This window comes from Olivibacter sp. SDN3 (genome assembly GCF_014334135.1).
Taxonomy (GTDB): Bacteria; Bacteroidota; Bacteroidia; order Sphingobacteriales; family Sphingobacteriaceae; genus Olivibacter.
Window position 1 is genome coordinate 4,954,905 of the sequence record NZ_CP060497.1, and the last position, 23,487, is coordinate 4,978,391.

The 23,487-nt window shown below is 40.9% G+C and carries 16 protein-coding genes; 12 read left to right on the top strand and 4 right to left on the bottom strand.

The genetic code is table 11. From position 1 onward, the window contains the following. Positions 1-72: 72 nt before the first annotated feature. From nrdE to H8S90_RS20980, 4 genes are all read right to left on the bottom strand, one after another. Positions 73-2,190 (bottom strand): class 1b ribonucleoside-diphosphate reductase subunit alpha, encoded by a 2,118-nt coding sequence (nrdE, locus tag H8S90_RS20965; protein WP_255501682.1) that lies wholly within the window; start codon positions 2,188-2,190, stop codon positions 73-75. After that, positions 2,135-2,557, bottom strand: coding sequence for a class Ib ribonucleoside-diphosphate reductase assembly flavoprotein NrdI (nrdI, locus tag H8S90_RS20970; RefSeq protein ID WP_187339746.1), 423 nt, complete (start codon positions 2,555-2,557; stop codon positions 2,135-2,137). Before nrdI ends, nrdE begins: the two co-directional genes overlap by 56 nt. 21 nt (positions 2,558-2,578) lie before the next feature. Continuing rightward, positions 2,579-2,815: a thioredoxin family protein gene (locus H8S90_RS20975; RefSeq protein ID WP_187339747.1), complete on the bottom strand. Its 237-nt coding sequence runs from the start codon at positions 2,813-2,815 to the stop codon at positions 2,579-2,581. A gap of 260 nt (positions 2,816-3,075) precedes the next feature. After that, entirely contained in the window at positions 3,076-3,837 is a 762-nt protein-coding gene (locus H8S90_RS20980; RefSeq protein ID WP_187339748.1) for a DeoR/GlpR family DNA-binding transcription regulator, read from the bottom strand. 227 nt (positions 3,838-4,064) lie between these two features. On the opposite strand from H8S90_RS20980, the gene H8S90_RS20985 reads away from it, so the two are divergent. The 12 genes from H8S90_RS20985 to H8S90_RS21040 all read left to right on the top strand — a co-directional run bounded on the left by H8S90_RS20985 (position 4,065) and on the right by H8S90_RS21040 (position 23,476). After that, positions 4,065-5,669 carry a glycerol-3-phosphate dehydrogenase/oxidase gene (locus tag H8S90_RS20985; RefSeq protein ID WP_187339749.1) on the top strand — a complete coding sequence of 535 codons (1,605 nt, stop codon included), beginning with the start codon at positions 4,065-4,067 and terminating at the stop codon, positions 5,667-5,669. Between the two features lie 53 nt (positions 5,670-5,722). Continuing rightward, positions 5,723-7,264: a glycerol kinase GlpK gene (glpK, locus tag H8S90_RS20990; RefSeq protein WP_187339750.1), complete on the top strand. Its 1,542-nt coding sequence runs from the start codon at positions 5,723-5,725 to the stop codon at positions 7,262-7,264. Between the two features lie 66 nt (positions 7,265-7,330). Then, positions 7,331-8,065 carry an MIP/aquaporin family protein gene (locus H8S90_RS20995; protein WP_187339751.1) on the top strand — a complete coding sequence of 245 codons (735 nt, stop codon included), beginning with the start codon at positions 7,331-7,333 and terminating at the stop codon, positions 8,063-8,065. Between the two features lie 313 nt (positions 8,066-8,378). Then, positions 8,379-11,570 (top strand): SusC/RagA family TonB-linked outer membrane protein, encoded by a 3,192-nt coding sequence (locus tag H8S90_RS21000; RefSeq protein WP_187339752.1) that lies wholly within the window; start codon positions 8,379-8,381, stop codon positions 11,568-11,570. A gap of 182 nt (positions 11,571-11,752) precedes the next feature. Then, positions 11,753-13,210, top strand: coding sequence for a SusD/RagB family nutrient-binding outer membrane lipoprotein (locus H8S90_RS21005; RefSeq protein WP_187339753.1), 1,458 nt, complete (start codon positions 11,753-11,755; stop codon positions 13,208-13,210). Positions 13,211-13,244: 34 nt separating this feature from the next. Beyond that, a complete protein-coding gene (locus H8S90_RS21010; protein WP_187339754.1) occupies positions 13,245-14,027 on the top strand; it encodes a glycerophosphodiester phosphodiesterase family protein in 783 nt (260 codons plus the stop codon). Between the two features lie 120 nt (positions 14,028-14,147). After that, the gene (locus H8S90_RS21015; RefSeq protein ID WP_187339755.1) at positions 14,148-14,825 is read left to right on the top strand and encodes a GDSL-type esterase/lipase family protein; all 678 of its coding nucleotides are present in this window, start codon (positions 14,148-14,150) and stop codon (positions 14,823-14,825) included. Positions 14,826-14,941: 116 nt separating this feature from the next. Beyond that, on the top strand, positions 14,942-15,904 hold the full coding sequence (locus tag H8S90_RS21020; protein ID WP_255501683.1) for a metallophosphoesterase: 963 nt from the start codon (positions 14,942-14,944) through the stop codon (positions 15,902-15,904). Positions 15,905-16,508: 604 nt separating this feature from the next. Then, positions 16,509-17,192: a response regulator transcription factor gene (locus H8S90_RS21025; RefSeq protein ID WP_187339757.1), complete on the top strand. Its 684-nt coding sequence runs from the start codon at positions 16,509-16,511 to the stop codon at positions 17,190-17,192. A gap of 147 nt (positions 17,193-17,339) precedes the next feature. After that, positions 17,340-18,659, top strand: a complete 1,320-nt coding sequence (locus H8S90_RS21030) for a HAMP domain-containing sensor histidine kinase (RefSeq protein ID WP_187339758.1) — start codon at positions 17,340-17,342, stop codon at positions 18,657-18,659. A gap of 144 nt (positions 18,660-18,803) precedes the next feature. Then, positions 18,804-20,171 carry a TolC family protein gene (locus tag H8S90_RS21035; protein ID WP_255501684.1) on the top strand — a complete coding sequence of 456 codons (1,368 nt, stop codon included), beginning with the start codon at positions 18,804-18,806 and terminating at the stop codon, positions 20,169-20,171. A 53-nt stretch (positions 20,172-20,224) separates the two neighbouring features. Continuing rightward, positions 20,225-23,476, top strand: a complete 3,252-nt coding sequence (locus H8S90_RS21040; protein ID WP_187339759.1) for an efflux RND transporter permease subunit — start codon at positions 20,225-20,227, stop codon at positions 23,474-23,476. Positions 23,477-23,487: the final 11 nt, after the last annotated feature.

Genomic DNA, 23,487 nt, shown 5'->3' on the forward strand with positions numbered 1-23,487 from the left:
AAGAGTGTTTTCAGAAATATTTCTGAAAACACTCTTGAAACCCAACCTAATTCTTCTTAATACTTCAGCCCCTTATACCGAACAAGAGATACATTCATCTATTGATGCTTTTCTAGTACGCGTATAGTATAACGATTTCAACCCCACCTGTTGAGCATAAATATAATATTTAGCCAAATCACGCGTGGTATCCTTCGAATTTGTGTGTAAAATGGTTGAAATACCTTGGTCCACATGTCTTTGTATAACGGAAATTAAACGCAGGACATTCTTCTGATCCATATCATATGCCGATTTATAATAGAAATAATTATCATTATTTAAATAGGGCATTGGATAATAAGTTGTACTATCACCATACTCACGCACTTCTATAGTATCTACAACCGGCATTACAGATGCAGTTGCGTTCATAATGTAGGAAGTAGACTGGTTAGGCGCAATAGCCATACGATAAGCATGATATAAACCGTGTTCCATTACCTGTTGGCTTAAACTTTCCCAAGCTGCGCGGTCTGGTATAGCAACCCCCTCAAATAATTCTTTTATCCGATCGGTTACCGGTAGAAAGTCTTGGTTGATATATTTACCAAAGTAACTACCATTAGCGTAATCAGATTGCTCAAAACCTTCAAACTTTACCCCTCTTTCCCTGGCTATTTCCATCGAGCTTTCGATAGAGTAAAAATTAACCATCATGAAGAAAACATTACAGAAGTCTAACGCCTCTTTACTTTCATACATGATAAAATTCTTAGCTAGAAAGCCATGTAAATTCATTGCTCCTAAACCTACGCTGTGCAGCTCTCTATTTGCCTTCTGGATGGTCGGAACCATTTTGATATCGGTAATATCAGACACCACTGTCAATGAACGCATTGCTGTCTTTACTACTTCTTTTATCCGTTTATTTTCCATCGTAGTAGCGATGTTCAAAGAGCCAAGGTTACAGGAAATACCGTAACGAACGGTATCTTCTTCATGGTAGGCATTAATCTCTGAAACTTGCGACAATTGCATGATTTCGGTACATAGGTTAGAAAACTTCACCGATCCCAGGCCATTCAACGCATGCCCTTTATTCGCATTATCTTTGAAGAACAGGTAGGGATAACCACTTTCTTTCTGTGTTTGCGCAATTTTAATAATCAGATGTCGGGCATTTACTTTTCGTTTCTTCACTTTAGGATTACTAATTAACTCGTCGTACATCTGCCCCATATCCATTTCATCTAAATATTGGCCATATTCCTGAAAAACAGTATGTGGGTAGAACAAATAGCAAACCTCATCGGCAGCAGCAATTTGCATGAATTTATCAGGAACGATGACACCAATAGAAAGTGATTTAATACGTAGTTTCTCATCTACATTAATTTTCTTACAATCTAGAAATTCTTCGATATCCGTATGAAAGATATTCAAGTACACCGCGCCTGCTCCCGGTCTTTGTCCAAGCTGATTCGCGTATGAAAACGTATCTTCCAATATTTTCATTACCGGTAATACACCACTTGACCTACCTTCAACTCCTTTTATCGCTTCTCCTCTGCCTCGTACCTTTGATATATTGAAAGAAACTCCCCCTCCAATGGAAGACAATTTCATTGCCTCATCGACAGCATAGCTAATGCCACTTAAATTATCACCAATTTCATCTAAAAAACATGAAACTAATTCTCCCGAACGCAATTTACCCGCATTCAAAAAAGTTGGTGTAGCGGGTTGATATTCCTGATTGATCAGAATTTCTGCATATTCAAGCGCTCGCGGTACATCCCCCCCGGCGAGATAAAGGGCAACACATACTACCCGATCTTCATAACGCTCTAAAAACTTCTCTCCACTATCATCGCGTAAGGCATAACTTTGAAAAAATTTGAAAGCACTCATGAACGACGGAAACCTAAACTTGCGTGCGTAAACGAAATCATAAACTTCTTTTATTTGCTCAAACGTGTAATGCTCGTAGAAGTTTACGTAATACTTGTTTTCGATTAAGTAATCTATCTTTTCCTTCAAGGTATAAAAGAATACCGTATTCTTATTAACATAATCCAAAAAATACGATCTTACTGCTTCTTTATCTTTATAAAGACGAAACTCATCCTCGTCTTTGGTCATGATTTCGTTATTAAGCAATATCCATTTTTTGGTAATCATTGGATTCTTGGTGCTCGTAGTATTCATGGTACTCAATTATTTTGTCAATATACTGCTGAACGTCTAACATACTGCCAGATAATTCAAACTTAAACAATAGCGGGAGTTTATATAATGCAGCCACCCGATCCGCTGCCCGGCCGTAATTCTGCCCCCAATTTTTATTTCCACTTGCCGAAACCGTTCTTATAAAAGCGTGATTTTGCTGCATAAATCTATCGGTAACGATGGGCACTTCACCTTTACCTGTTGTAAACGTTATCAAATGCCCTGGTTCGGAAATCGCCAAATCTTCATTTATACGCCGTATAGTCCACCCAGTCTTTGCTTCCAGTTTGTGTACAAACCGATCAACATTACCTGTTTTGCTATCGTAATAAATCCAATTTTGCATATACTCAAAATGTGTAGCCGTCTACATAATCGTTATAGCAGAAAGTTCATCTGGTTTAAACCCGATAACGCGTTTCACTTCTTGGTTCTCATGTGTTACAATAACTGTAGGCACCGACCGAACTTTATATTGCATTGCTAACTCAGGGTTCTCAAAAGGGTTTATTTTTTCGTAATTAACCCCCTTATTATCAAGAAATTCCGACACCATATTGCAAGGTGCGCAATCATCTTTCTCAAACTTTATAATTCTAACCATAATGCGTATTTTTAGTGAAACTTTTCGAGGAACTCCTACAAAAGTGCAGTATACCATTTAGAATAGGTATAAATAATTATCAACACTAGTGGATTATTCCACATTTGTAGTTTTAGAAAAAATTGGTATGATTTTTAATCTCGAGAATAAAGCAAAATAAACAGCGTTAACGAGGCCATTAACAGCTTAAAAAACATTCGCCCTTTGATCACAAAAAACGGAAACTGTAGCATCTACGTTAAACAATTATTACCTTCTTATTAAACAATTGTTACTTTCACTCCCATACTTTCCAATTCAGACTGCATGTGTTGTGGTATTCCCTTATCGGTTATAATCTCATCAATTTCATCCAGCCCACATATTCTTCCGAAACCACGTTTACCAAATTTAGTCGAATCGGCCAATACTATAGTTTTTTGCGAAACTTCAATCATTTTCCTATTAAGATGAGCTTCCTGACCATTAGTCGTAGTCAACCCGAATTCGGGATCTATTCCATCAACGCCCAGAAAAAGCTTACTGCAGAAAAAATCTTCAAGTATTCTCTCTGCATATGGACCAGCGACCGATGCAGAAGTGGTACGTATCATCCCTCCCAGCTGCAAAATTTCTACATGCTGATGTCGGTTTAATTCAATCGCTACATTCAACGCCGAAGTTACTACGGTCAAGCTCTCTACCGGATGAATATGCCTAGCCATGGCAAGCACTGTTGTGCCCGAAGCGATAATAATTGAATCGTTCGCTTCTACCAGTTTAGCAGCTGTTACGGCAATCATAGCCTTTTCTTCAGACTGCATTTTTTCCTTCTCAACCACTGAACGATCGCTGGTATAGGGATTGTTTAATGTTGCTCCGCCATGTGTGCGGAACAGCATCTGCATTTCCTCTAAGAGCTTAAGGTCTTTTCTGATGGTAACCGAAGAAACATCCAGCTCCTTACACAAATCCAGCACATTAATAGACCCTTTCTCATGAAGATACTTAAGTATAAACTGATGCCGTTCTACGCTATTCATAATATAATAAGTTTGAAGCTAAATTACTGCTTTTCTACTAAAAACAAAGCATTCGTCAAGTTTCATTTTGTTTCGATATTATTTCGATAGTTTTTATTTGATTTCTAAAAATTATCATTTACCTTTGCTTGACACCAGTTGAAGCGTAATATTAGGCTAAAATTAATATTTAACTCTGCTATAACTATTATCGACATATGCCGAACACCAAAAAAAACGATCAGTTAATGAATCGCGACTCGAGCATTCAATATGTAAACCAGCCTCAAACATGGGACATCGCCATTATTGGGGGTGGTGCAACAGGCTTGGGGATTGCTGTAGACGCTGCTTCAAGAGGATATAAAACCCTTTTAGTCGAACAGGCAGACTTTGCGAAGGGAACCTCCAGTAGAAGCACTAAACTTGTTCATGGTGGTGTTCGTTATTTGGCTCAAGGAGACATAAAGCTGGTTTATGGTGCACTTCGTGAGCGTGGAATTTTATTTAGAAACGCGCCGCATCTTGTGCACGCTCAAAGCTTCATTATTCCCTGTTATACGTGGTTTGCTAAACTAAAGTTTTTAATCGGATTGAAGATTTATGATTGGATGGCCGGCAAATACCGCATCGGCAAGTCGTCTTTGTTATCTAAAACGAAACTTGCAACGTTTATCCCAACTATAAAAACGAAACAATTAAAAGGTGGTATCGAATATTTTGACGGACAATTTGATGATGCGCGACTTGCGATCAATTTAGCTCAAACAGCCAATAAATATGGTGCAACACTTATCAATTACGCCAAAGTAACAGAACTGGAAAAAGATAATACAGGAAAAATCACCGGTTTCATTTTCACAGATCAAGAGACAGGCAAACAATACGGTGTCCAATCTAAAGTTGTGATCAATGCAACAGGCGTATTTGTAGATGAAATTTTAACACTTGAACAAGCCAACCACCGCCCACTGGTACGGCCCAGTCAGGGAGTACATGTGGTTGTTCCGTTATCCTTTTTAAATGGCAAAAGCGCACTTATGATTCCAGAAACAAGTGACGGAAGAGTACTTTTTGGCGTTCCCTGGCACGAGCATTTGATATTGGGAACGACAGATACGCCGTTAAATGAACATAGTTTGGAGCCTCGGGCCCTAACCGAAGAAGTTGATTTTATTTTAAATACCGCTGCACAATACCTCACCAGAAAGCCCGGCCGCTCTGACGTGTTAAGCGTCTTCGCCGGCTTGAGACCTCTGGCCGCCCCAAAAGACGGACAAGAAAGTACAAAGGAGATTTCACGCGATCATAAATTAATGGTTAGCACTTCTGGTTTAGTGACCATCACCGGTGGGAAGTGGACTACCTATAGAAAAATGGCAGAAGACACCGTTAATCAATGTATAAGATCTGGCAATCTACAGCCTGCAAATTGCCAGACAGCGGATATTAAAATACATGGAGCCACAAATGGTGTCTCAAGTGATCACTCATTAAAAATATACGGATCAGACGCTGCTCAAATACAATCGCTCGTCGCTGAAACTCCCCGGTTAAGTGAAAAAATTCATAAAAACTACCATTATATCCATGCAGAGGTTATTTGGGCAACTCGACATGAAATGGCACGCAATGTGGAAGACATTTTAGCCAGGCGCTTACGCGTCCTCTTCCTCGATGCGCGGGCTGCCATAGAAATGGTTCCTATCGTGGCAGCATTAATGGGCCAGGAACTACAGAAAGATGAAACATGGCAGAAACAGCAAATACAGGATTTCAAACAGCTTGCACAGGGGTACTTATTAGAAAACAAAAATAACACACCCTATCAAAAACATACCATTACTAAATAATATGCGTTTTTCTTAATATGTAAACCAAAACATCGTAGACCAAAAATAAAATTATGACAAAAGCAAAATACATATTATCACTTGATCAAGGTACCACCAGCTCAAGAGCTATTGTTTTCGATCATTCGGGAGAAATCATTTCCATAGCCCAAAAGGAATTCACACAACTTTATCCTAAATCGGGTTGGGTGGAGCATGACCCACGTGAGATATGGTCTTCCCAGATAGCCGTAGCAACCGAGGCATTGGTGAGAGCAGATATAAAATCAGCAGAAATCGCCGCCATAGGCATTACAAATCAACGTGAAACAACCATCGTTTGGGATAAGGAAACAGGTAAACCCATATATAACGCCATTGTATGGCAAGATCGTAGGACCGCCCCCTACTGTGACGACTTAAAAAGTCAGGGATACGAAGAAAACATCAGAAAAAAAACAGGACTGCTTATAGATTCTTATTTTTCCGCTACAAAAATCCGGTGGATTTTGGAGCACGTGGAAGGAGCTAAAGAAAAAGCTGCCGCAGGGAAATTGTTATTTGGCACCATTGATACTTGGTTAATTTATAACCTTACCAATGGAGAAAACCACGTAACAGATGTCACCAACGCCTCAAGAACCATGCTTTATAACATTGTTGACATGAAGTGGGACCAAGAGCTTCTAGAACTCTTCGAAATTCCAAAAAGCATGCTACCGGAAGTTAAAAGCTCAAGCGAAGTTTACGGGAAAACTGCTGGAAAAATCTTAACTGAACGGATCCCGATCGCCGGTATTGCAGGAGATCAACAGGCAGCGCTGTTCGGACAGCTATGTACAAAGCCGGGCATGGTTAAAAACACCTATGGCACTGGTTGCTTTATGCTCATGAATATCGGGCACAAACCAATCGTTTCAAAAAATAATCTTGTTACTACCGTTGCTTGGCAAATTGGCGATCAGGTAACTTATGCTTTAGAAGGAAGTATATTTATTGCAGGAGCTATTGTACAATGGCTACGCGATGGCTTGGGTATTATCAAGTCTTCTGAAGAAATAGAGTCGTTAGCGGCGCAAGTGCAAGATACTGACGGGGTATACCTTGTGCCTGCCTTCGCCGGACTGGGGGCACCTCATTGGGATTCCTATGCCCGCGGAACCATAGTAGGCCTGACACGTGGAAGCAAAGCTTCGCACATAGCACGTGCGGCACTGGAAGGTATCGCTTTTCAAACAGTGGATATATTGAAAGCTATGGAAGCTGATGCAGAAAAAGACATACATGAACTTCGCGTAGATGGAGGTGCCACCAACAATAATCTGCTCATGCAATTTCAGGCAGACATCCTGCAAGCAGAGGTTGTTCGGCCGAACATAACAGAAATCACTGCTATAGGTGCCGCCTATTTAGCTGGATTAGCTGTAGGCTTCTGGGAAAATATAGACGATCTGAAAGATCAATGGCAAGTTAATAAAATCTTTAAACCAGATGCAGCTACTCCTGTAGAAGAACAGCTCGGCAACTGGCATAGAGCTGTCGAGGCCGCAAAAGCATGGGCCAAACTAACAGCATCTTTTCAACAGAAACAAGAACAGCTAACATCCGAAAATTAAAACCAATGAATAAGGTCCCAATGCAATCGCTATTGGAATTGGGACAATCAGAACCAATATCTAATTATGACACCTTTTATTGCAGAACTGATCGGTACATTCATACTTATACTACTGGGGGGAGGTGTAGTAGCAAATGTACTCCTAAAAGACACTAATGGTAATAATGGCGGATGGATCGTCATTACAACTGGCTGGGCATTAGCTGTTTTCACTGGCGTAGTTATCGCCGGGCCTTACAGCGGAGCTCACCTTAATCCAGCGGTCACGTTAGCGATGGTGATCACAGGTAGTTTATCATTAAACGATGCCGGCTTATATGTCATGGCACAGTTTGTTGGTGCAATGGCCGGATCTATGTTAGTATGGGTCATGTATAAAGACCATTTCGACAAAACAACGGATGCCCCGGCAAAGCAAGCCGTGTTCTGTACTTCTCCCGCTATTCGCAATTTGCCTATCAATCTCATTAGCGAAATAACCGGGACATTCGTACTTATTTTGGCAGTATTCTTTTTCACCGATGGAGAAATCGCTTTAGAAGAAACAGCAACGCCTGTTGGGTTGGGCTCTATAGGCGCGATCCCCGTTGCTTTTGTCGTTTGGGTTATTGGCCTCTCGTTGGGCGGAACCACGGGTTATGCCATCAATCCGGCACGCGACCTCGGACCACGCATTGTACATGCCCTTCTACCTATTGAAAATAAGGCCGGTTTCAACGCGGGGTACGCTTGGGTTCCTTTTTTTGGGCCTTTAATCGGCGCGTGTATTGCTTGTCTATTTTACCTGATGCTACAGTAAAAAGAAAGTAAACGTAAAAATCACAATAACACACTAGCTTCTAGTACCAAAAAGCCATAGTCTCCCTGTCCAAAGGGTCGTTTATGGCAATTTATAACCAATTAATAATTACTTAACATAACGTTAACTGTATTAAAACCTAGCAATACTAATATTGCAGCTTTCATTTTTGGTGCTTTTGCACAAAGCGGAGCACCTATAGACGATTTAATGAAACATTATGAAAACAACTGAAACCAAAACTCAACTTTTGCCGTTAACCCGAGCTTGCACAAAGCGATCTCCCCTGTCCAATTGGAAAGCTATTTGTTCTATGATGATCCTTTTTTCGTTGGATTTAAGCGTAGTCCACGCAAAGATAACGCCTAAAGTCATCACGAACGAAGTTAAACAAGAATCCTTCGAAATTTCAGGCATTGTAAAAGATGAAAACGGAGAACCGTTACCTGGCGTAACCATCGCTTTAAACGGTAAAGCCACCACCAGAACAGGTATCAATGGCGAGTTTAGTCTCAAAGCTCCGAATAACAGTACCTTGTCGGCCTCTATGATCGGCTATCAAATGTATACTACCACGATCACTAAAGCGGAAAGCCAACTCGCAATCATGCTGAGTGATGATGCGAATGAGCTGAATGAGGTAGTAGTTACCGCACTGGGGATCAAACGGGAATCCAAGGCATTGGGTTACGCCGTGTCCACCGTTAGAGGTAGTGACATTTCAGAAGCTATGCCAAACAACTGGACAGACGGTTTAAAGGGCAAAGTAGCGGGTCTGAATTTAACGCAAGCAGGCTCTGGCCCTATCAATTCCACTAGAATCAATTTACGGGGAGACCGATCTTTGAATCCTGCGAAAAATGAAGCTTTAATTGTGGTGGATGGCGTACCAATGATTAATGGCAGGGTTAGTTCCGGTGTAGATCAGGCTTACGGAGCAGGGGCTACTGGCGAAGATAAAGATGTGCCTGTAGATTTTGGCAACGGGCTATCAGATATTAATCCCGACGATATCGAATCTGTAACAGTATTAAAAGGCGCTGCCGCAGCTGCCTTATATGGCAGTAGAGCTGGTAATGGCGCACTCATCATTACCACGAAAAAAGGAAGTAGAAAGAACGGACTGGGCATTACCATAAATTCCAATAATAGTATAAACGATGTTCTTCGTTGGCCCGATTACCAATACGAATATGGACAAGGTAATTTAAATAGAAATAGTGCAGGTGATTTATATTATTCTTATGGCTTATCAGAAGATGGAGCAAATACAGGCTCCACTTCAAGTGCTTTCGGACCAAAGTTCATGGGACAATCCTACTTTCAATATGACCCAAGTGTTGAAGGACAATCGGCCAGTCGACAACCGTGGAGGCCTTATGAAGACAATATTAAAGACTTTTGGCGCACGGGCTATACCCTTACCAACAGCGTAGCGGTAGATGGCGCTGGAGATCGCTTTTCGGGCAGAGCGTCCATTACTCATACCAAAAACGAATGGATTATGCCCAACACTGGTTTCGAAAGGCTAGTTGCATCTTTTAACTCCAGTTTACAACTAACCGATAAACTTACCATCAATACCAAGGTAAGTTATACAAATAAGAACAGCGACAATTTACCTGCTACGGGCTACAACAATCAGTCGATCGCCTACTTTATGATTTTTCAGAATCCAAATGTGGATCTAAAATGGTATGAACCCCGCTGGCAAAACGGTCTTGACCAAATACAACAAATACATCCTTTCAGCTCATATATCGAAAATCCTTATGTTATTGCACACGACATGACAAACTCATTGGATAGTTATAATATGGATGGAAATTTACAGGCTCACTATGCTTTCAATGACAAATGGAACTTAATGTTGCGCTCCGGCTTAAATATGCGACAAGACCGCAGGACACAACGTAGACCTTTCAGCTCCGCCAATTTTCCTCAGGGGTATTATAAAGAGCAGGATGTGTATTTCTATGAATCAAATACCGATGCTTTACTAACCTACACGGAAGATCTCAGTTCCAGAATAAAAATGACGGCTTCTTTAGGTGGCAACCTATTGAGTAGTCAAATCAAAGAAAGTGTAGGAGTTGCGCGCGGACTGGTAATTCCCGGAATTTATAAACTATCCAATGCCGCCAATCAAGCATTAGCAGAGTTTGACTTGTCCAGAAGAAATTTGAATAGCGTTTACGCATTGACTAATTTTTCATTTGATGAGAAAGTCTATGTAGATGTTACAGCCCGCAACGACTGGGCCTCCTCCCTACCCAGACATAACCATTCTTTCTTTTACCCATCGATAAGTTCGAGTTATATTCTCAGCGATATATTTCAGTTACCGCGGCAGATCAGCTTTGCTAAAGCCCGCTTATCTTGGGCGCAGGTTGGCAACGACACAGATCCTTACCAAACTGCGAAGTATTATGCCACTTCAGCCTTTCCCGGCTCTTCACAGGCTCCGTCAGTGCTTTTCAATGCAGATTTGAAACCGGAAATATCAACTTCTTGGGAGGCTGGTTTAAATTTCGCCTTATTCAATAATCGGATTACTTCGGACGTAAACTTTTACACAAATAGGACGGTCAATCAAGTATTATTAGTGCCCTTAGATGTAACAACGGGTTATAGCCAAGCGTTCATCAACGGTGGTACTGTTCGAAACCAAGGTATTGAGCTTATGTTCACAGGCACACCTCTAGCCAGTCAAAATTTCACTTGGAACTCTACCATCACCTGGGCTAAGAACGTGAATAAAATTTTGGAGCTCAGTGACGATATAGGTGGCGATCAACAAATTATAGCACAAAGTGGTACGGCATCTGTCATCGCTAAAGTTGGTGGTACTACCGGTGATATCTATGGTTTTGGCCTAGTGCGAAATGAAGATGGCGAAGTTGTTTTTGATGCACAAACAGGTTTAGCTTTACGCCCCAATGATATACAAAAGATAGGCACCGCTTATCCAGATTGGAGAGGTGGTTTTCTCAACGAATTCAACTATAAGAACTTCCGAATGTCGGTTTTACTAGATGGTCAATACGGAGGGATTGTTTATTCACAAAGTTTCCATAAAATGAGCGAACAGGGAAAATTAACACATACCCTAGCTGGTCGCGAAACTGGCCAGTTAGTTGGTGAAGGCGTTGTTCAGAATGCCGATGGATCTTACTCACCCAATACAACTCCGGTAAATATCAATACCTGGTATGGCGATTACTACAGAAGGGCCAATATCGAAACCAATAGTTTTGATGCGTCTTACATCAAGTTACGAGAAGTTAGGATTGAATACACCTTCCCACAAAGCTTGGTCTCACGGTGGCGGCTTAACGGTGCCAGCGTCGCGATTTTTGGAAGGGATTTAGCCATGATTTCAAAATTTCCGGTATTTGACCCTGAGACAGCGGCCCTGAATGGTGCTGTTGTTATGCCTGGTGTTGAAATGGGACAATTGCCAACACCACGGACATGGGGACTTAACCTCCGCTTGCAACTCTAAGAACCAACAAAGTATTCAAACGAATTTAGATTATTCAAATGAACCGCCCATGTTTTAATTCTGTTTATCAGCAAAGGAGTACAGCCTTTAGATACCATCAGCTACTTAGCTAGTGTCGACCAAACCGCACAGCGGTTCATAAGTCTCTTAAAAATAAACATGGACAAACTAATTATTTAAGGATGAAAAATATTATTATAACAGCAATAAGTTTCGCTACATTATTCAACTTCTCTTCCTGCACGAAGGATTTTGACAATATAAATACCGACCCCAATCGATTAGAAAGAGTTACCCCTGGTAGCCTAGTAACCCCAACGGTATATGGCATGGCCACTTATTTTACGGTTAGGAGTTATGACTTTACCTGGCAAATCATGCAGGTAGGTCTACCCAATCCAAGTGCAGCTAACGGCGTGCACCGCTATGAAGTCAATGAAACGGCCGGTAATGGCACTTGGAACAATGCCTATCAATATTTAAGAAATGTTCGTGAAATGGAACAAACTGCCGTCGAAAATGAACAACCTGTATACCAAGCTATTGCCAATACGCTTAAAGTATATATCGCCGGGATTCTGACGGACAGCTTTGGCGATGTCCCTTTCTCCGAAGCACTTTTGGCAGAAGATGGCATTACCAGTCCTCGCTTTGACGAGCAAGAGCAAATTTACCACAATTTCGTCGACCTGCTGGAGCAGGCCAATCAGATATATACTCAGGACGGTGAAATGACCGGAAATGACTTGCTTTATGCCAACAATAAGGGACTTTGGCGAAAATTCAACAACTCTTTATTACTCCGGGTGTTGCTTAGGGCATCGAAAAGACCTGAATTCAACAGTTATGAAAGAATTCAAACCATGTTAAATAACCCAACAGATTATCCTATATTTGAAAATAACGAAGAGGCTGCCTTTGTAACGATCAATGGCAATTCACCTTACGACTATGCTTGGGGCCGCAGGCAAGATTATGTTAATTTCGAAGCCATGAGTGAATTTTTTGTAGACATATTAAACGATCTTGAGGATCCTCGCCGTCCCCTATTTATGACACAAGCATCCCGCCTTGTAGACGGTCAAATACAACCGATCGGTTACAAAGGTATTCCCAGCGCCCACTCGGGTGACGAGTCCCAATTTGATTTTAGTCCAAGCACGCCCAATGGCAACCTGATGGTTTATACGGAGCTTGGCACCGAAATAATCGAAGTGATCATGAGCTATGCTGAAGTAGAATTTATCAAAGCAGAAGTTGCCCTACATTTCGGCGACTTAGAGGCAGCGAAGATTGCTTATGAGCAAGGTGTAACGGCTGCAATTACCCAATGGAAAGACGGTGCGATTGCGGCAGACTATTTTGAAAACGAGCACGCTAAATTCAATGGCACATTGGAACAGATTATGAATCAAAAATACCTAGCGCTTTTCTTTAATGATTACCAGCAATGGTTTGAGTATAGGAGAACTGGCTTTCCTGTACTCCCTAAAACGGAATACATGTGGCACGATGGCGTGATGCCCACTCGATTTATGTACCATATTGATGTTAGAAGGTTTAATCCGGAGAATTACCAGGAAGCTGTGGAACGGATAGGCGGAGACAACGTACTGACTAAAGTTTGGTGGGAAAAATAATACAACAAATGTAAATAACAAAAAACAGACAAAAATGAACAGACATTCCTTTTTATTTACTTTAATTTGCTTATTTGCAGTCATGCAAGTAAGTTACGGGCAGTTTAACAAAAATGTAGTCATCGCACATCGAGGTGCTTGGAAAGCACAGGACATTCCGCAAAACTCCTTAGCATCGTTAAACCAAGCCGTAGAGATTGGCTGCCATGGCTCAGAGTTCGATGTTCACCTTACCAAAGACGAAGTATTGGTAGTTAACCATGATCGGGACTATTTTGGCTTGGACATTGAGTCGTCCACCTATCAAGAACTATTAGCAAAAAAACTCCCCAATGGCGAAAGCATTCCTACATTGGAATCTTATCTGAAAGAAGGGATGAAACAAAAGAAAACCCGACTAATATTAGAAATCAAACCGTCGACAGCCAAGAAAGAACGCGCTTTGAAAACAGCAGAGCTATGCGTAAGCACCGTAAAAAAGCTGAAGGCACAAAAATGGGTTGATTATATCACTTTTGATTACGAGGCAGGTAAACTGGTAGGAAAGCTAGACCCCAAAGCTGAAGTAGCCTATTTAAACGGCGACGTTGCACCCGCCCAAGCAAAAAAAGACGGTTACACTGGCTTAGATTATCACTTCAAAGTGTATAAGGCCAATCCAACATGGATTAAAGAAGCCCAAGATCTTGGGCTCTCCGTTAACTGTTGGACTGTTAATGACGAAGCTGATATGGCTGAATTATTAAATCAGAAGGTCGATTTTATTACAACAGATGAGCCGGAAAAATTATTTGAGGTGATTCAGGCACATGAATAATAACTTTACAGTTAAATAAAAAGATTCTTCCCTAGGTTGAACCTTAAAAAAAGCTCAGCCTAGGGAAAAATGATATTGCTGTATTAGAAGCGCACCGATATTACAAGAAAAACATTTATTATGAACCTGATAAAATTATTTACCATATGCTTTTGCTTTTGCGTTAACCAGTTGCATGCTCAATCCAGTGTATGGGATAGCACCCATAGACCTGATAGTTACCAGCTAAAGGTAAACCAGTTCAAATCATTTAAAAAAAGTAAACAAGATATCATATTTTTAGGCAACAGCATCTCTGCCGGTACAGATTGGAGCGAACTATTACAAATTCCTGAAGCAAAAAACCGTGGAATATCTGGAGATATTACCTTTGGGGTACTCGAACGTTTAGATGATATAATAGCAGGGCAACCAGCAAAAGTATTTGTTCTCATAGGTATTAATGATATCTCCAGAAACATTCCCGACGACATCATTCTTTGCAATTATGAAAAAATAATCGACAGAATACAAAAAGGTTCTTCTGCTACCGAAATCTATTTTCAGACCCTACTCCCGGTAAACGAAACATTCAATAAATTTAAAAACCACTATGGTAAGGATGAACACATTCTCTACGTTAATCAAGGACTTAAGAAATTAACGCAGATCAAAAACGTGCAACTCATTGATCTTTATCCTGCTTTTCTCGATTCGAACAAGTGTCTGAAAGCCAACTATACCTATGACGGATTACACCTTACCATTGATGGGTATAAAGCCTGGGCAGAGCTACTTAAAGAAGGAGGATACCTATGAAACGCTTCGTGGTAACTATATGTATTTTAATAATTTGGATAAACTGTTTCACTAACTCCCTTGCCCATTGCCAATCGTACATTCGGCCAGCCCTTACAGATTCAAGCTCATGGTCAATGGTACTGCTGCCAGACCCTCAAACCTACGTAAAGTTTGCGCGTAACCAACCTATTTTCGAATTGATGACCGCATGGATCAGTGAGAATATTCAACCCTTAAATATCGGTATGGTCCTTTGCACCGGCGATTTGGTAGAGCAAAACAACATCTTAACAGGCGATGGAAAAAATGGTGATCAAAACAGTGGCGAACAATGGCGATCAGTTGCTAGATCTTTTGGCAGACTTGACGGCAAAGTGGCCTACATAGCGGCAACAGGCAATCATGACTACGGATTTAAAAGTGCCGAAAATCGCGAAACTGTTTACAACGACTATTTTCCCGCCGATAAGAACTCAAAATCGCAAGCGCTTTTAAAAGAGGTCGGCCTAGATGTTCAAGGTCGGCCGAGCCTCACCAATGCCGCTTATGAATTCATCTCCCCTCAAGGCACCAAATACCTTTTTATGGTTTTGGAATTTGCACCACATGATAAGACACTAGCCTGGGCTAAGGAAGTTGTTGATGCGCCTAGATATCAACAACACAAAGTTGTTTTGTTAACACACTCCTATCTAAATGCCAATAACGAATATATAAAGCAAGAGCATTACGCAGTGGAGGAAGCGAACTACGGTAAGGCCATCTGGGAAAAACTTGTCAAACCATCAAAAAATATAGTTCTGGTTTTTGCCGGACATATCGGTGCACCAGATGACGAACAGGCACATGTCGCATTTAAGACGGATGTAAATGCGGCGGGTAAAAGAGTGCAACAAATGGTGTTCAATGCTCAAGCGCTCGGTGGTGGTTGGCATGGCAATGGAGGCGATGGTTGGCTAAGGATATTGGAATTTCTTCCCAATGAGAAGACCGTAAAAGTCAAGACATTCTCTCCCTTCTTCGCTATTTCGCCTACTACACAACATTTGGCTTGGCGAACCAAAGACTACGACGAGTTTTCATTCGAAATAGATTGATAGCCAATCCATCTGATTTCCGTACTAAGCTATTTAGAATTTTGAGTACAAAGCCGACTAAATGGCCTTGCGCGTGACCAAATAAAAAAGACCTCCAACCGGGGAGATTGAAGGTCTTAACTAACCAATTATAAACCTAAATTATGAATGACACAAAGATAGTGTGTATTATACACTATTAAAAATATTTTTATCGAATTCACATTTTCATGACAATATCAAAGTTAAAAATAAGCCCTGCAACGTTTTACTTTTTGCAGGGCTTAACAAACCCAATATAAACAAAAACTACCCATAAGACGCGAGATATTTTGCAAGGTTACAAATAGCTCACTATATTTAACACTATTTAACAGATTTGCCATCAACTTCAAAATTATCTCAGAATTTGCGTATATTTTGCTTCAAATTCGCATACTAAAGATAGAAAGTGTTGTTTGAAGCATAAACTTTAGCTATGTTTATTTAAAAATAAAGTTTAAGAAGTGGAACCTACATAAATTAGCTATCGCCCTTAAAAGTAAAATATTACAATTGAGAAAGCCTATGTAACTCTACCTACGGTAGGCAGGGTTTCATCGCCTTAAAACACAAGTTTAGAAAGATGAAAATATTGGCCATAGAAGATAATGAAGAGCTTGCCAGCAGCATTTACGATTATCTTGCTCACGAAAATTATATCTGTGAACTGGCTTATAACATGGATCAAGCTCGTGAGAAGTTGCTTTTCTATTCTTACGACTGTATTGTCCTGGATATTATGTTGCCTGATGGAAATGGCCTAGAATTATTGCATTTCATGAAAAGCGAACATATACAAAGCCCCATATTGATTGTGTCTGCCAAAGGAGCGCTCGATGATCGGATACAAGGTCTGGAAAGTGGTGCCGACGACTACCTCACCAAACCGTTTTATTTACCGGAGCTTCATGCGCGACTAAGAGCTATTCATCGGAGAAAAAATCTAGATGGCAACAGCATAGTATCTTTTAAAGAAATAACCCTTAACACGAATACCTTTGAATTACAGATATATGGAAAAACTGTTGACATTACCAAGAAAGAATTCGAGCTGCTTCTTTATTTCCTAGTCAATAAAAACCGGGTAATCTCCCGACAAGCGATAGCCAATCACCTGTGGGGTGATTATACAGACAATCTCAGCAACTTAGATTTTGTTTATCAGCACGTCAAAAATCTTCGTAAAAAAATCAATCATGCCGGCGGTGAAGATTATATTAGCACAGTATACGGTTTAGGGTATAAATTTAATATTCATAAGACATAAAAAAATAGGTTCATCAAAGACTAATAAGTGAACCAAACATTGTGAATACATTAATATCATATAAAATAACGAATAATAGTAACAAACAACTAAGAGGTAACTTGATGCTTGCCTCAGAACACATATAAAAACGAATACATTACATAGATGAAACTCGCCAATAAATTTACGCTATGGTTCATCGGAATTATTCTTTTAATTACACCGATTAGCATGCTCAATACCTTTAACGGTATTCGTAAAAGAATAGATAATTCAGAAATCGAACGGCTTAAAACCGTTAACGACGAAGTGTCAAAACAATTAAGTGAAGGCGTCGCTCCCGATAAGTATACACAAGGCAGGCCTATTGTTATTACACCGCTTGACACACCTATACCCGAAGAAAAAGTAAACGTACTGAAGCAATGCTATGATGCCCAAAACACTGACGATGAATGCCGCATCACCGTTACCAGTTACTATGCCATCAATAATCACTTTTACAAAGTTTCATCATATAACTACGTTACCCAGTCCCGGCAAATTTTTAATGGCATGCTCCAAACAGCTATCATTAAAATATTGATTACCAGTCTCATTGTACTGGCAACCGTACGCCTAGTATCCAAAAAAATTTTATCGCCTTTCAATCAAACCCTTCGAAACATTCAACAATTCAGTATCCGGAAAAAGCAACCATTAATTTTAACAGCCACCAACACTATCGAATTCAAGGAACTCAATCAATTCTTGAAAAGAATGACAGATAAAGCTATAAACGAATATGGATTAGTCAAAGAGTTCAGCGAAAATGCTTCTCACGAGCTGCAGACCCCATTAGCAATTTTACGTAGCAAACTTGAACTTTTGACAGAAACAACCATCCAAAGTAACCAGGCACTACTCATTGTTGATATGCAGAATGCTATCGAAAAACTTTCCAGGATCAATCATTCACTTTTATTATTAACAAAGCTCGAAAATCAGGAGTTCGAAGTCACCCATGAGATCGATTTTTCACAGCATGTGCGAGAACTGCTATCTGTTTACGAAGATCGCATAAGTATCAAAGGCATTACTATCGATCCTCAAATCGAGGGATCCGTCTATTTAAAAATGAATGCCGCACTGGCGGACATGCTGTATGACAACCTATTAAGCAACGCCATCCGTCATAATATAAACAATGGCAATATATTTTTAACCGTCAATAGCGCAGGCATCAGCATCAGCAACACCGGACCGGCACCCTTCTGTCCTACCGAAGAACTGTTCCAACGCTTCAAAAAAAGCAATCAATGCAACAACAGCATAGGCTTGGGTCTTTCTATTGTCAAGAGAATATGTGAATTGAATAATTTCAACATATCCTACGTGTATCAAAACGGTTTACATACATTAAAGGTGATATTTCCGGAGACAGCGCTCACTAAAACAACAACAATGATGGCAGGTAAAACATCTACCAGCAAATTGTTACAATAAAACAGAAGAATATCAAAAATCAGCGCATTTTCTTCAAAATTTCTTCAAAATCGTGTACGAATTTTACAAAAGACATTAACAATACGTAATATTTTTGTGAAATACAGATTCAGAAGCGTAATAAGACATCTTATAACATGTCTTTTGCCATTAGCCCTTACAAATGGTTTGGAAGCGCAGGAAATTTTAAGCCTGAAAGAAGCGCTGAATACCGCCGTAAATAATTACAGTACCGTTAAAGCCAAAGAAAATTTTGCGCAAGCTGCACGGCTTAGCGCCGAACACGCAAAGCGGGAATATCTCCCGAATCTCGTGCTTTCAGGTCAACAAGATTACGGAACCATCAACGGACAAAATGGGCCGCTCTATGGTTTTGGGGGATATGGCGTAGCTTCTTCCGGTCTGCCACTCCCGAACCAGAACTGGAATGCTGCTTTTGGTTCGCTTTATTTAGCTAATATCAACTGGGATTTTTTTGCTTTCGGAAGAGCAAAAGAGCGCATAAAAGTCGCCCAACAAACAGCCGATAGAGAAAATAGGGATCTACAACAAGAACTTTTTAATCATCAAGTAAAAGTAGCAGCCGCTTACCTAAATTTGTTAGCCGCACAAAAACTCACACAATCTTATGAAAAAAATCTTCATAGAGCCGATACCTTTCGGCAAGTAGTGGTGACCAGAGCATCTAATGGATTAATTGCCGGGGTAGACTCTTCTTTAGCGAATGCAGAAGTATCTAATGCCAAAATAGCGTTCACGAACGCAAAAGACACCGAACAGGAACAGGCTAATTCTTTGGCTCAGCTCATGGGCGTTCCGGCCCAAGAGTTTATACTCGATAGTATTTTTATTTCAAATGTGCCTCGTGATATCGAGCATGTAGTAACACTCGATTTAAAAGCGCATCCCGTTCTACAATGGTACCAATCACGCATCAACGTAGGTGAAGAACAATCGAAATATCTAAAAACATTCTATTACCCAACCTTTTCGTTAATAGGTGTCATGCAAACACGGGGATCCGGCTTTTACAGTGATTACGCAGTAAATCAAACATCATATACACAAAATTATTTTGAAGGAATCAAACCTACCCGTAGCAATTACCTCATTGGCATCGGCCTTACCTGGAACATTACCCAACCACTCCGCGTTTCAAAACAATTAAAAGCACAAGACTTCAACAACCGCGCATTGGCAAATGAATATGAACTGGCAAACCAACAATTAAGTGCCCAACTCGTTCTCGCAGATACTAAAATACAAAATGCACTCAGCAATTATCGGGAGGTGCCTACACAGATTAAAGCCGCTTCAGATGCTTTCTTACAGAAGACCGTATTATATAAAAACGGACTTACCAACCTGGTGGATGTCACGCAGGCACTCTATGCTTTAATAAGAGCGGAAACAGATCGTGATATTGCATACAATAACCTTTGGCAGGCTTTGCTTTATAAAGCGGCCGCCGCTGGAGATTTCAGTTTATTTATTGATAAAGTTACATCATAAGTAATTGTTTTTTCAATTGAAAAAATTAGTAAAACGCACATAAACTAGCTACTATGAATTTAATTCGCTTTGCATTACGTAAACCTATAACCATCATGGTTATTGTAGCAGGGCTATTCTTCTTCGGCATTAAAGCCGTTACATCTATAAAGATCGACATATTCCCAAAACTCGACATGCCTGTCATCTATATATCGCATCCATTCACAGGATACACGCCGGAGCAGATGGAATCATTTTTTGCTAAGCAATATGTTAACATATTATTATATACCAATGGTTTGAAGAGTATTGAGACAAAAAACATTCAGGGTTTAACCCTGATGAAGTTAAGTTTTTATCCCGGAACCGATATGGCACAGGCCGCGGGTGAACTCGCCTCATTCACCAACCGTATCCAAGCTGTTTTCCCTCCCGGGTCCAATCCACCATTTATTATTCGTTTCGACGCCTCTACCTTGCCAGTTGGTCAGCTGGTAATCAGTAGTAAAACACGTAATAATAATGAGTTGTCCGATTTAGCTAACACCTATGTTCGATCTTCCTTCACCTCAATAAGCGGATTGGTAGCTCCTCCCCCTTTTGGTGGCAACGTTCGTACCGTAGTTATTAATGCCGACCCGGCCTTATTACGGTCGCATAATATGACGCCCGATCAGTTGGTGGAGGCACTTCGTTTAAATAATCAAACGGCACCTTCGGGAAATGTCCGGATTGCCGATAAAAATTATATCACCCCTACTAATACAACCATAAAACAAGTAAAAGACTTTGAAGATATCCCCTTATTTAAAGAGGGTGTACAAAACCTGTACCTGCGAGATGTAGCTAATGTGCAAGATGCGGCCGATATTACTTCGGGGTATGCCCTTGTAAATGGCAAACGTTCTGTATATCTTAACATAGCCAAAAGTGCCGACGCTTCCACTTGGGAAGTCGTAAAAAACCTAAAGGCTGCTGTACCTCAAATTCAAAGTCAGTTACCAGAAGATGTAGAAGTCAGCTATGAATTCGATCAATCGGTGTATGTTATGAATTCTGTTAAAAGCCTGCTTACAGAGGGGGCCATTGGGGCTATTTTAACGGGTCTAATGGTGGTGCTTTTTCTTGGCGACCTGCGCGGGGCCCTCATCGTAATATTAACGATTCCTACTTCCATTATATCGGGTATTCTATTTCTCGATCTTTTTGGACAAACCATCAACATCATGACCTTAAGTGGCCTTGCCCTGGCCATTGGTATACTGGTGGATGAAAGTACGGTAACCATTGAAAACATCCATCAACATCTGGATATGGGCAAACCCAAGGCTTTAGCCATCTGGGAGGCTTGTAAAGAAATTGCCTTTCCTAAACTGCTCATTCTATTTTGTATATTGGCTGTTTTTGCCCCGGCCTTTACCATGGGTGGTATCCCGGGATCCCTCTTCCTTCCTCTGGCTTTGGCCATAGGATTCAGTATGATCGCTTCCTATTTTCTCGCACAGACCTTTGTACCTATCATGGCCAACTGGATCATGAAAATCAAACACCATCAAAAGGATCAGGCTACTCCCTCAACGGAAACTAGACAGCAACCATCGTCGACGGAGCAAAAAATCGCTTCCGCTGAATCAGCGGATATTAACCGTGACGGAAAAATCGGTATTTTTGAACGCCTACGTAACCGATATTTACGTTTTCTGGAACGCCTGATCCCGCATAGAAAGCCTATCGTAATCGCTTATCTAATCCTTATTTGTGCATTAGCTACATTATTGATGTCACAAATTGGCCGTGATGTGCTACCTAAAGTAAACGGCAATCAGTTTCAAGTGCGCTTACGTGCCCCTGAAGGCACTCGAATTGAAGCAACCGAGCGCAAAACCGCCCAAGCGATAGATGAGATCAGAGAACTCGTAGGGCCGGATAATGTGTCGATTACATCTGCTTATGTGGGTACGCACCCCTCTTTATTTTCTACAAGCCCCATCTACTTATGGATGGCCGGACCACATGAATCGGTTATACAAGTCGCACTGGAAGAACACTTCCATACAGATATCGACGAATTAAAAGAGCAGATCCGTACCGCATTAACGAAACGTATGCCCGAAATAAAACCCTCGTTCGAACCGATTGAGTTGACAGAAAAGATATTAAGTCAAGGTTCTCCAACCCCTATTGAGGTACGTTTTTCGGGCAGGGACAAGAAACTCAATGAAGCGTATGCACACCAATTGATTACCAAACTACAGGCAATAGACTACTTACGCGATGTACAGCTGGGTCAGTCTACTAAATATCCTGCCATAAATATTGAAGTGGATCGCATGCGAGCAGCACAATTGGGTGTCGATATGAACGATATATCCCGATCGCTTATAGCATCTACTTCCTCATCAAGATATACGGACAAAAATATATGGATTGATCAAACAATCGGCAATAGCTACAGTGTACAGGTACAAATACCCGAAGGTAAGATGAATAATATGGATGAGATCAGCGAAATCCCTTTGCTAAGGAACAGTTCCCGGCCGGTACTGGGTGATGTTTCCCAACTCACAACAGGTACCACGTACGGTGAGGTGGATAACCTGGGAGCCATGCCGATGCTCACCGTAACGGCTAATATTAGTGACAAAGATTTGGGTACAGCTGCTACGGACGTAAAAGCGTCCATCGCATCAATGGGAGAATTACCGAGAGGTCTTGAAGTAGAATTAATTGGCTTAAGTGATACGCTTGAGGAAACGATGGGCAGTCTCGAAGGTGGGCTACTGATTGCAATAGTAGTTATCTTTCTGATGTTAGCCGCTAACTTCCAATCTTTTAAAGTTTCTGGTATCGTTTTAGCTACCGTACCCGCTGTCATCATGGGATCAACGGCATTGCTCATGCTTACAGGGGCTACTTTAAACCTGCAATCCTATATGGGCTTGATTATGTCAGTAGGTGTGTCGATATCCAATGCGGTTTTGTTGATAACCAATGCAGAGGAAATACGAATGACAACCGGAGATTCCATTCTTTCCGCTACTAAAGCTGCTTCCCTCCGGTTACGCCCTATAGTTATGACGGCCTTGGCCATGATAGTAGGCATGATCCCATTAGCCAGTGGACTGGGAGAGGCCGGTGATCAATCCGCACCACTTGGAAGAGCGGTTATTGGAGGGTTAATCGCTTCAACCTTTGCTGCACTATTTATTTTACCTCTAGTATTTGCATGGGGACAAAATAAAACAAGTATACAAAGTGTTTCGCTTGATCCAGAAGATGAGGAAAGCATTCACTATATACCTTCTATCACTAAAAGAAATTAAAAAATTAAGCC